The following is an 11221-nucleotide window of genomic DNA, read 5'->3' as shown; positions in this document are numbered from 1 at the left end:
CGTAATGCCGCGCCGCGCCGACCTGAACCACGTGCTGGTGATCGGCTCCGGGCCGATCGTGATCGGTCAGGCCTGCGAGTTCGACTACTCCGGCACCCAGGCCTGCCGAGTGCTCAAGGCCGAGGGTCTGCAGGTGAGCCTGGTCAACTCCAATCCGGCGACCATCATGACCGACCCCGAGTACGCCGACCACACCTACGTCGAGCCCATCACCTGGGAGTTCGTCGAGAAGGTGCTCGCCCAGCAGGCCGAGCGGGGCAACAAGGTCGACGCCCTGCTGGCCACCCTGGGCGGGCAGACGGCGCTGAACACCGCGGTCGCGCTGCACGAGCACGGGGTGCTGGAGCGCTACGGCGTCGAGCTGATCGGCGCCGACTTCGAGGCTATCCAGCGCGGTGAGGACCGCCAGCAGTTCAAAGACATCGTGGCCCGCGTCGGCGGCGAATCGGCCCGTTCCCGGGTCTGCTACACCATGGCCGAGGTCGAGGAGACCGTCGCCGAACTCGGGCTGCCGGTGGTGGTGCGCCCGTCTTTCACGATGGGCGGCCTGGGTTCCGGGCTGGCGGCCAGCCTCGACGAGGTGGAACGGATGGCCGGCGACGGGCTGGCGGCCTCCCCGACGGCCAACGTACTGATCGAGGAATCCATCTACGGCTGGAAGGAATACGAGCTCGAGCTGATGCGCGACGGCAATGACAACGTCGTGGTGGTCTGCTCGATCGAGAACGTCGACCCGATGGGCGTGCACACCGGCGACTCGGTGACCGTCGCCCCGGCGATGACGCTGACCGACCGCGAATACCAGCGGATGCGTGACCTGGGCATCGCGATCCTGCGCGAGGTCGGGGTGGACACCGGCGGCTGCAACATCCAGTTCGCGGTGAACCCCAAAGACGGCCGGCTCATCGTGATCGAGATGAACCCGCGGGTCTCGCGATCCAGTGCGCTGGCGTCGAAGGCCACCGGCTTCCCGATCGCCAAGATCGCCGCCAAACTCGCGATCGGCTACACCCTCGACGAGATCCTCAACGACATCACCAAACAGACCCCGGCCTGCTTCGAACCGGCACTGGACTACGTCGTGGTCAAGGCGCCGCGCTTCGCGTTCGAGAAGTTTCCCGGCGCCGACCCGCGACTGACCACCACGATGAAGTCGGTCGGCGAAGCGATGTCGTTGGGCCGCAACTTCATCGAATCCTTGGGCAAGGTGATGCGGTCGCTGGAGACCGATCGTGCCGGGTTCTGGACCCAACCCGACCCGGACGGCACCGCCGACGACGTCTTGGCGCGGCTGCGGGTGCCCACCGAGGGCCGCCTCTACGACATCGAACTGGCGCTGCGACTGGGCGCGAGCGTCGAGCAGGTCGCCGAGGCGTCCGGGGTGGACCCGTGGTTCGTCGAGCAGATCAACGGCCTGGTGGCGCTGCGCGCCGAGGTCATCGACACCCCGGTGCTCGACGCGGATCTGCTGCGCCGCTGCAAATACAGCGGCCTGTCAGATCATCAGATCGCCGCACTGCGGCCGGAACTGGCCGGTGAGGACGGTGTACGGCTGTTGCGAACGCGATTGGGGATCCACCCGGTCTTCAAGACCGTCGATACCTGCGCGGCGGAGTTCGAATCCAAAACGCCGTACCACTACAGCACTTTCGAGCTCGACCCGGCCGCCGAAACAGAGGTGGCCCCCCAGAACACGAAACCCAAAGTGCTCATCCTGGGCTCCGGACCGAACCGGATCGGCCAGGGCATCGAGTTCGACTACAGCTGTGTGCACGCCGCGATCACCTTGAGCCAGGCCGGGTTCGAGACCGTGATGGTCAACTGCAACCCCGAGACGGTGTCCACCGACTACGACACCGCCGACCGGCTCTACTTCGAACCGTTGACGTTCGAGGACGTGCTGGAGGTGTACTACGCCGAGCAGCAGTCCGGTCAGGGTGGCCCCGGGGTGGTCGGGGTCATCGTGCAACTGGGCGGGCAGACACCGCTGCGGCTGGCCCAGCGGCTGGCCGACGCCGGGGTTCCCATCGTCGGAACCAGCCCGGAGGCCATCGATCTGGCCGAGGACCGCGGCGCGTTCGGCGATGTGCTGACCAGCGCCGGGCTGCCGGCGCCGCGATACGGTACGGCGACCACCTTCGAGCAGGCTCGGCGGATCGCCGCCGACATCGGCTACCCGGTCCTGGTCCGGCCGTCGTATGTGCTCGGCGGGCGCGGCATGGAGATCGTCTATGACGAGGAAACGTTGCGCGACTACATCACCCGGGCGGCGCTGTTGTCGCCGGAGCATCCGGTGCTGGTCGACCGGTTCCTGGAGGACGCCATCGAGATCGACGTCGACGCCCTGTGCGACGGCACCGAGGTCTACATCGGCGGGATCATGGAACACATCGAGGAGGCCGGTATCCACTCCGGCGACTCGGCGTGCGCCCTGCCGCCGGTGACACTGGGCCGCAGCGATATCGAGAAGGTGCGTCGCGCTACCGAGGCCATCGCCCACGGTGTCGGGGTGGTGGGGCTGCTCAACGTGCAGTTCGCCCTCAAGGACGACGTGCTCTATGTGCTGGAGGCCAATCCGCGAGCCAGCCGGACGGTACCGTTCGTGTCCAAGGCCACCGCCGTTCCGCTGGCCAAGGCCTGCGCGCGGGTCATGCTCGGCGCCACCATCGCCGGGCTGCGGGCCGAGGGCCTGCTGGCGGCCTCCGGCGACGGCGCCACCGTCGGCCCGCACGCTCCGATCGCGGTCAAGGAGGCGGTGCTGCCCTTCCACCGCTTCCGCCGTTCGGACGGGTCCGGCATCGACTCGCTGCTCGGCCCGGAGATGAAATCCACCGGTGAGGTGATGGGCATCGACCGTGACTTCGGCACCGCGTTCGCCAAGAGCCAGACATCCGCGTACGGCTCACTGCCCGCCGATGGCACGGTTTTCGTGTCGGTGGCCAACCACGACAAGCGTTCGCTGGTGTTCCCGGTCAAACGACTGGCGGACTTGGGCTTTCGGGTCCTGGCTACCGAGGGCACCGCCGAAATGCTGCGCCGCAACGGCATTCCCTGCGAAGTGGTGCGCAAACACTTCGAGGAAGCCGGTGAAGACAAGCCGCTGCCGTCTGCGGTGGATGTGATCCGGGCCGGTGAGGTGGACCTGGTGATCAACACCCCGTACGGCAACTCCGGCCCGCGGGTGGACGGCTACGAGATCCGCGCGGCCGCGGTGAGCGTGAACATCCCGTGTGTGACCACCGTCCAGGGTGCGGCCGCGGCGGTGCAGGGCATCGAGGCCGGCATCCGAGGCGATATCGGGGTGCGCTCCCTGCAGGAGTTGCACAGCACGCTCGGCGGGCACTAGTGAGTTTCGGGACCCGGCTGGCCGAGGCGATAGCGACCCGCGGGCCGCTGTGCCTGGGCATCGACCCACACCCCGAACTGCTGAGCGCCTGGGGACTGCCGTCGACACCGGACGGCCTGGCGGCCTTCAGCGAGAGGTGCGTCGAGGCGTTCACCGGGTTCGCCGTCGTCAAGCCGCAGGTGGCGTTCTTCGAGTCGTACGGCTCAGCCGGCTACGCGGTGCTGGAGCGCACCATCGCGGCGCTGCGTGAGGCCGGCGTGCTGGTGCTGGCCGACGCCAAGCGCGGGGATATCGGCTCAACGATGGCCGCCTACGCGGCGGCCTGGGCCGGCGAGTCACCGCTGGCCGCCGACGCGGTGACGGCCTCGCCGTATCTGGGCTTCGGATCGCTGCAGCCGCTGCTCGACACCGCCGCCGCCCATCAGCGCGGCGTCTTCGTTCTGGCAGCCACCTCCAACCCGGAGGGGGCAAGCGTGCAGTGCGCCCGGGCGGGCGGCGGCACTGTTGCGCAGTCGATCGTCGACGCGGCCGCTGCGGCCAACCGGGCGGCAGGCGGCCAACCCGGCTCGATCGGGGTGGTGGTCGGTGCCACGCTGCGCGAGGTGCCCGATCTGAGCGCCCTGGGGGGCCCCGTGCTGGTGCCGGGCATCGGGGCGCAGGGCGGACGCCCGGAGGACCTTGCCGGACTCGGTGGGGCCGCCCAGGGGACGCTGCTGCCCGCGGTCTCCCGCGAGGTGCTGCGGGCCGGCCCGGGCGTCGGGGGGCTGCGTGACGCGGCCGAGCGGTTACGCGACGCCGTGGCCAATCTGGGCGGGTAAGCGGACCGCGGAGAATCCAGCGACGGGCCACCGATACGGTGACCCGCCGCTGCGCATCAGGTGCTAGGGCGCGCCCGGGCTGGGCACGGCGATCTCGGGGTGCTTCTTGAGGTACTTCTCGAGCTTCTTCCGGTCGTGGTGATCGAGCGTCACGCCCGGAATCGGCTGCGGAGTCGGGGTCTCTTTGGTGGTGGCGAAGCCGGTCGCCGCGTTCGCCACGCCGGCTGCCGTACCGACAAGGCCGCCCATCGCGACGCTTGCCGACAGCACCGCGGCCACCAGGATGCGCCCGATGTTCATGAGACCGACCCCCTTGAGATTTTCGCTGCCTCGACCTAACCGGAGCAACCCTCGAAGAGGCTGACAACGCAATCCGCGACGGCTGTGAAATACCAACGGGCAGCAAGAGATACGATCTTCCTCACCGGATTCACAGCGCGGGCTGCGCCGCGGATGTGGGCCTCGTGGTAGCCGAGTGACCGTGCGGTGGGCGCACCCCGATCGGCGCCCGGCGGCACCGCGCATCCCGTGCTGACCCCGGCCCCCGACGCCGGATGGCCGTCGTGCGGCCGGCTGCGGTTTGGGGGTAGCTGAGGCGCCGGGACCGCGCCCGCACGATGGACATTGGCTACTACGGCGCGTAGTTGTGCCCGGTCCGACACGCCCGACACGCCGTGAGGTGCGAATTCAATGCTGAGCGGCGCCCACCGGCCCGCCGGGGCGCCCGAGGGCTGCGCCGAGTACGCCGTCACGCCCACCCCGTCGCAGCAAACACGCAGGTAGAACATGGTTTTGGCCTCCGGCCCGAGGCGCGACCCCGGCCTGGCTCCCCTGTGCAGCCACCGCACGCTGGGCATTTGTAGCCGGAAAGCGGGGGTGGGGTTAGATTTCGTCAGACGGCGTGGGTACGGTCGTCGTCTCTGGCGGGAGTACCCGGCCGAGACAAGGAGAACATCGACGTTGTCGATGATGACGAGACGGAGGAATCGTGGCCCTTCCCCAGTTGACCGACGAGCAGCGCGCCGCCGCGTTGGAGAAGGCGGCGGCCGCGCGTCGGGCCCGAGCGGAGCTCAAGGACCGGCTCAAGCGTGGCGGCACCAACCTCAAGCAGGTGCTCAAGGACGCCGAGACCGACGAGGTCCTGGGCAAGATGAAGGTCTCTGCGCTGTTGGAGGCGTTGCCGAAGGTCGGCAAGGTCAAGGCGCAGGAGATCATGACCGAGCTGGAGATCGCCCCCACCCGCCGGCTGCGCGGCCTGGGCGACCGGCAGCGCAAGGCGCTGCTGGAGAAGTTCGACTTCTCCTGACCTGTCGGTGAATGCCGGTGGAGGACCGGACAGCCGGCGCGCGGGGCGCGTGATGGTGCTGTCCGGTCCATCCGCGGTCGGTAAGTCGAGCGTGGTCCGGTGCCTGCGCGAGCGGGTACCGGACCTGTACTTCAGCGTGTCCGCCACCACCCGGGCCCCGCGGCCCGGCGAGGTGGACGGCGTCGACTACCGGTTCGTGACACCAGAGGAGTTCGACCGGCTGATCGAGGCCGACGCGCTGCTGGAGTGGGCCGACATCCATGGTGGCCTGCAGCGATCCGGTACCCCGGCCGCCCCGGTCGCTGAGGCGGCAAGGGCGGGTCGGCCCGTCTTGATCGAGGTCGACCTGGCCGGGGCCCGGGCCATCAAGAAGGCCATGCCGGAGGCCGTCACGGTGTTTTTGGCCCCGCCGGACTGGGAGACGCTGCAGGCCAGGCTGGTCGGGCGCGGCACCGAATCCGCGGAGGTCATGGAACGCCGACTGGCCACCGCCCGCACCGAGCTGGCGGCGCAAGGAGACTTCGACGCGGTGGTGGTCAACAGTCGATTGGAAACCGCCTGCTCAGAATTGGTATCCTTGCTGGTGGAATCCGCACCGGACGCAGTCTGTCGGCCCGGACGACCGCCACAGGCGTGACCCACCCCCAGCCATCAATAGCCAGGAGATTGTCTTAGTGAGTACCTCGAAGGCCGACTCGGCCACCCTTTCGCCGTCCGGCGAGACCGACGAGTTCGACCCGGCGTTGATCGGCGGCTACGACACGCCGTTGGGCATCACCAACCCGCCCATCGATGAGCTGCTGCAGCGTGCGTCGAGCAAGTACGCGCTGGTGATCTACGCGGCCAAGCGGGCGCGGCAGATCAACGACTACTACAACCAGCTCGGTGAGGGCATCCTCGAGTACGTCGGGCCGCTGGTCGAGCCCGGCCTCCAGGAGAAGCCGCTGTCCATCGCGCTGCGCGAGATCCACGGCGACCTGCTCGAATACACCGAAGGCGAGTAGCTGAGGCCGGGGCGGGACGGGTCGGTACCGGTGGAGCGCAAGCGGATCGTCGTCGGCGTCTCCGGCGGTATCGCCGCATACAAGGCATGCACGGTCGTCCGGCAGCTTGCCGAGGCGGGTCACTCGGTGCAGGTGCTGCCTACTGAGTCCGCACTGCGGTTCGTCGGGGCGGCCACCTTCGAGGCGCTCTCCGGGCAACCGGTGCACACCGGTGTCTTCGACGACGTCCCGCAGGTTCCCCACGTCGCCATCGGCCAGCAGGCCGACCTGGTGGTGGTGGCGCCGGCCACCGCCGATCTGCTGGCCCGGGCGGTCGCCGGCCGCGCCGACGACCTGCTGACGGCCACGCTGCTCACCGCTCGCTGCCCGGTGCTGTTCGCGCCGGCCATGCACACCGAGATGTGGCAGCATCCGGCCACCCGAGAGAACGTGTCAACGTTGCGCACGCGCGGCGCGGTGGTTCTCGAACCCGCCTCGGGCCGGCTGACCGGCACCGACACCGGACCCGGCCGGCTGCCCGAGGCCGAGGAGATCAACACCTTCGCGTCCCTGCTGCTGGAGCGGCCCGACGCGCTGCCCTACGACCTGGCCGGGCAGAAGGTGCTGGTGACCGCCGGCGGCACCCGGGAGCCCATCGACCCGGTCCGGTTCATCGGCAACCGCAGCTCGGGCAAACAGGGCTACGCGGTGGCGCGGGTGGCCGCTCAGCGCGGCGCGGAGGTCACGTTGATCGCCGCGCATACCGCGGGCCTGATCGATCCGGCCGGGGTCGACGTGGTCCATGTCAGCTCGGCGCAGCAACTGCAGGACGCGGTGAGCAAGCACGCCCCCGAGGCGCAGGTGCTGGTGATGGCCGCGGCCGTCGCCGATTTCCGCCCGGCCCGGATGGCGCAGGCCAAGATCAAGAAGGGTCCGGGGGAGGATGACCGGCCCCCCACCATCGACCTGGTCCGCAACGACGATGTGCTGGCCGGCGCGGTCCGGGCGCGTGCCGACGGCCAGTTGCCCCACATGCGGGCCATCGTCGGTTTCGCCGCCGAGACCGGGGACGAGAACGGCGACGTGCTGTTCCACGCCCGGGCGAAACTCCAGCGTAAGGGCTGCGACCTGCTGGTGGTCAACGCGGTCGGGGAAGGCCGGGCGTTCGAGGTCGACCACAACGACGGGTGGCTGCTGGCCGCTGACGGGACCGAGTCCGCCCTGGAGCCCGGATCCAAAACACTGATGGCCAGCCGCATCGTGGACGCGGTCGTGGCGTTCCTGGGCGGCGGCGGATAGTTCCGCCGCACGCATTGATCGCCTGCGAGCCCGCGGGTAACTTACAACTCGTAAGTTATTCGGGAGGAGTCAGCCGTGGACGATCGACGGTACGTGGTGATCGGGGGCGGCTTGGCGGGGCTGGCCTCGGCGGTCTGGTTGGCCGAGGCGGGAAAGAAGGTGACCCTGCTGGAACGGCGCGGGCGGCTCGGCGGACGCACCCACGCGATGAAGGTGGAGGGCATCGCCGACGTCCCGGACAACGGCCAGCACGTCATCGCCAGCGGCTATGAGCACCTGTTCCGGTACCTGACCAGCGTCGGCACCCGGTCGATGGTCGAGTTTCCGACCGGCGGCACACTGCGCTGGCCCGGGGGCGCCACCACCACCATGGCGACCCGCGGACTCGGCGCGCTGCGGACGCTGTTCGGCGTGCACCCCCGCGCCGGCCTGCTCGACCGGCTGCGCACGGGCGTGGCGACCGCACGGCTGACGCACCAGGCCCTGTTTCAACCCGCCGATCTACCCGACCTCACCACCGACCAATGGTTCCGCCGGGTCGGGATGCCCGCCTCGGCCCGGGAGGCGGTCTGGGATTGGCTCGCGCTCGGCATCGCCGCCGAGCCGGTGGAACGTGGCTCGGCCAAGGTCTTCGCCGACGTGCTCGCCACCGGTATCCGGCTCGGCCTGCGTCAGCGCAGTGCGGTGACGATCGGCTATCCCACCACCGACCTCGACACCCTCTACATCTCGGGTGCACTCGCCGTGTTCGACCGGTTCGGCGTCGACGTGCGATACCGCGCGGTAGCCCGGCGAATCGTGGTGGAGGACAACGCCGTCCGCGCCGTCGAGCTGGCCGACGGCACTACGCTACCGGCCGACGCTGTGGTGTGCGCGGTGCCCAACTCCAACATCGGCGGCTTGCTCGACGACCTGCCCGAGCACGCCGAGATCTACGCCGCGGCGGACAAGCTGCACCACACGCCGATCGTGAGCACCAACCTCTACCTGGACCGGCCGCTGGGCACCGAGGCGGCGATGGAGGCGGTGATCGGCGGCAAAGGCATCATCGACGAGGTGTTCGACCGCCAGCGGATGCAGCGCCGGGAACCGGACGGGGCATGGCTGTACTGCCTGACCACCAGCGGTGCCTACGAACAGATCCACCGCACCAACGACCAGATCGTGGCCGAGCAGATGGAGCTGCTGCGCCGCTACTATCCGTCCGCCGCCGAGGCGAATGTGGTGGCCGCGCAGGTGGTCAAGATGCCCAAGGCGACCTTCTCGCAGGTCGTGGGCACCGATGGGCTGCGCCCAGACCAGCGCACCTCGGTGCCGAGCCTGGTGCTGGCCGGAGACTGGACCCGTACCGACTGGTCGGCGACGATGGAGAGCGCCGCGCAGAGCGCGGCCCGTGCCGTGGCGTTGCTGCTCGAACTGCCGGCGTCGAGGTGAGCGCCCAGCCGGCGTCGCCGAGGCGGCGGATGCCGGCCGCGGCCCGTCGCAACCAGCTGCTGGACTGCGCCCGCGACATCGTCGCCGCCGAGGGTTTCGCCGCGGTGACCATCGACCGGGTTGCCCGCGCCGGGCAGGTCACCCGGACGGTCGTGTACCAGAACTTCGGCGATCTCGCCGGCCTGATGTCGGCGCTGCTCGACCGGGAATCGCAGATCGCCTTCGCCGGAATGCGGAGCCTGGAAAGCGCCCTCGCCGAGGACCCGGACGCGATCGGCCGCGGCATCCTGGCCTACCTGCACGCGGCGCCGACAAGCTGGCGCATCATCTTGAGCCCGCCCGCGGGAGCCCCGCCGCAGTTGCAGGCCCGCACCGAGATGGGGCGGCGCTATGCCCGCAGCATCGCCGCGGGCCGGCTCTCCGGGTCGGCGGGTCACCCGATCGACGCCGACGGTGTGACGATGCGGCTGCTGTTGTCGGCATTGGAAGAACTGGCTCTGCTGCATCTCACCGATCCGCGAGCTCACCCGGACGAATTGGTACTGAGTTATCTGCGGTCACTGGTCGCCTGGGCGGTCCGGGTCGAGACGGCGACACCGGCGGCGGGACGGTAGAGTGGGCGCTCGCAGGGCCGAGTCGTCCAGGTTTCTCGTCGTGGGGGATGTTGTCGAGGATTTTCTGGACGCGGGGCAGCACAGCCATTACCCGGCTCGTCGTACCGGGGGATGCACATCGGGCTGCCAGGCTCTCCCGAGGACCGCAAAGCTATATTTGCCCGAGCTAACTTTTGGATCGATTACCCGGAAGGCGACATTGTGAGCGAAAAGGGACGGCTGTTCACCAGTGAGTCGGTGACGGAGGGCCACCCCGACAAGATCTGCGACGCCATCAGCGACTCGGTGCTCGACGCTCTGCTCGCCGATGACCCTCGTTCACGTGTTGCGGTGGAAACCCTGGTCACCACCGGCCAGGTGCACGTGGTCGGTGAGGTGACGACCAACGCCCGCGAAGCGTTCGCCAACATCACCAACACGGTGCGCGAGCGCATCCTCGAGATCGGCTACGACTCGTCGGAGAAGGGCTTCGACGGTGCCAGCTGCGGGGTAAACATCGGGATCGGTGCGCAGTCGCCCGACATCGCTCAGGGCGTGGACACCGCCCACGAGGCCCGCGTCGAAGGTGCGGCCGACCCGCTGGACTCCCAAGGCGCCGGCGACCAGGGCCTGATGTTCGGCTACGCGATCGCCGACACCCCGGAGTTGATGCCGCTGCCCATCGCGCTGGCCCACCGGCTGTCGCGTCGGCTGACCGAGGTCCGCAAGAATGGCACGCTGGCCTACCTGCGCCCCGACGGCAAGACTCAGGTCACCATCGAGTACGAAGACGACGTCCCGACCCGGCTGGACACCGTGGTCATCTCCACCCAGCACGCCGAGGGAATCGACCTGGTCAACACCCTCGACCCCGATCTGCGGGAACACGTCATCTCCACGGTGCTCGCCGAGCTCGCCCACGAGACGCTGGATTCCTCGTCGACGCGCGTGCTGATCAACCCGACCGGTAACTTCGTCGTCGGCGGGCCGATGGGTGACGCCGGTCTGACCGGACGCAAGATCATCGTCGACACCTACGGCGGCTGGGCCCGCCACGGCGGCGGCGCCTTCTCCGGCAAGGACCCGTCGAAGGTGGACCGCTCGGCCGCCTACGCGATGCGTTGGGTGGCCAAGAACATCGTCGCCGCCGGCCTGGCGCAGCGCGTCGAGGTCCAGGTGGCCTACGCCATCGGCAAGGCCGCCCCGGTCGGTCTGTTCATCGAGACCTTCGGCACCGCCACCGTCGACCCGGTCAAGATCGAGAAGATCGTGCCCGAGGTCTTCGACCTGCGCCCGGGCGCGATCGTGCGTGACCTGGACCTGCTGCGTCCGATCTACGCGCCGACCGCCGCCTACGGGCACTTCGGTCGCACCGACATCGACCTGCCGTGGGAACGGCTCGACAAGGTCGACGAGCTCAGGCGCGCCATCTAGCGCGTCTC

10 protein-coding genes are annotated in these 11221 nt (G+C 69.3%); 9 read left to right on the top strand and 1 reads right to left on the bottom strand.

From position 1 onward, the window contains the following. The first annotated feature begins 4 nt into the window (after positions 1–4). Both carB and pyrF read left to right on the top strand, forming a co-directional pair. Positions 5–3346, top strand: a complete 3342-nt coding sequence (gene carB, locus BST28_RS01270; RefSeq protein ID WP_019735163.1) for a carbamoyl-phosphate synthase large subunit — start codon at positions 5–7, stop codon at positions 3344–3346. Continuing rightward, a complete protein-coding gene (pyrF, locus tag BST28_RS01265) occupies positions 3346–4164 on the top strand; it encodes an orotidine-5'-phosphate decarboxylase (protein WP_065288489.1) in 819 nt (272 codons plus the stop codon). The genes carB and pyrF overlap by 1 nt, the downstream gene beginning before the upstream one ends. Before the next feature lie 63 nt (positions 4165–4227). On the opposite strand, the gene BST28_RS01260 is transcribed toward pyrF, so the two are convergent. Further along, positions 4228–4464, bottom strand: a complete 237-nt coding sequence (locus BST28_RS01260; protein WP_019735161.1) for a hypothetical protein — start codon at positions 4462–4464, stop codon at positions 4228–4230. 688 nt (positions 4465–5152) lie between these two features. On the opposite strand from BST28_RS01260, the gene mihF reads away from it, so the two are divergent. The 7 genes from mihF (at position 5153) to metK (ending at position 11213) form a co-directional block, all read left to right on the top strand. Further along, entirely contained in the window at positions 5153–5470 is a 318-nt protein-coding gene (gene mihF / locus BST28_RS01255; RefSeq protein WP_003932123.1) for an integration host factor, actinobacterial type, read from the top strand. A 52-nt stretch (positions 5471–5522) separates the two neighbouring features. Then, entirely contained in the window at positions 5523–6107 is a 585-nt protein-coding gene (gene gmk / locus BST28_RS01250; protein WP_211662801.1) for a guanylate kinase, read from the top strand. 37 nt (positions 6108–6144) lie between these two features. Then, the gene (gene rpoZ / locus BST28_RS01245; RefSeq protein WP_019735159.1) at positions 6145–6474 is read left to right on the top strand and encodes a DNA-directed RNA polymerase subunit omega; all 330 of its coding nucleotides are present in this window, start codon (positions 6145–6147) and stop codon (positions 6472–6474) included. A gap of 30 nt (positions 6475–6504) precedes the next feature. Further along, entirely contained in the window at positions 6505–7752 is a 1248-nt protein-coding gene (coaBC, locus tag BST28_RS01240; RefSeq protein ID WP_065288488.1) for a bifunctional phosphopantothenoylcysteine decarboxylase/phosphopantothenate--cysteine ligase CoaBC, read from the top strand. A gap of 75 nt (positions 7753–7827) precedes the next feature. After that, a complete protein-coding gene (gene hpnE / locus BST28_RS01235; protein WP_109510927.1) occupies positions 7828–9186 on the top strand; it encodes a hydroxysqualene dehydroxylase HpnE in 1359 nt (452 codons plus the stop codon). Positions 9187–9215: 29 nt separating this feature from the next. Next, positions 9216–9800 (top strand): TetR/AcrR family transcriptional regulator, encoded by a 585-nt coding sequence (locus BST28_RS01230; RefSeq protein ID WP_019737682.1) that lies wholly within the window; start codon positions 9216–9218, stop codon positions 9798–9800. Positions 9801–10001: 201 nt separating this feature from the next. Beyond that, complete coding sequence (metK, locus tag BST28_RS01225) at positions 10002–11213, top strand: methionine adenosyltransferase (protein ID WP_065288486.1); 1212 nt, start codon at positions 10002–10004, stop codon at positions 11211–11213. The last annotated feature ends 8 nt before the right edge of the window (positions 11214–11221 follow it).

The organism is Mycolicibacter kumamotonensis (assembly GCF_002086285.1).
GTDB lineage: Bacteria > Actinomycetota > Actinomycetes > Mycobacteriales > Mycobacteriaceae > Mycobacterium > Mycobacterium kumamotonense.
The sequence above is the reverse complement of the archived record's forward strand: the minus strand, read 5'-3'. Positions and strand labels throughout refer to the sequence as shown.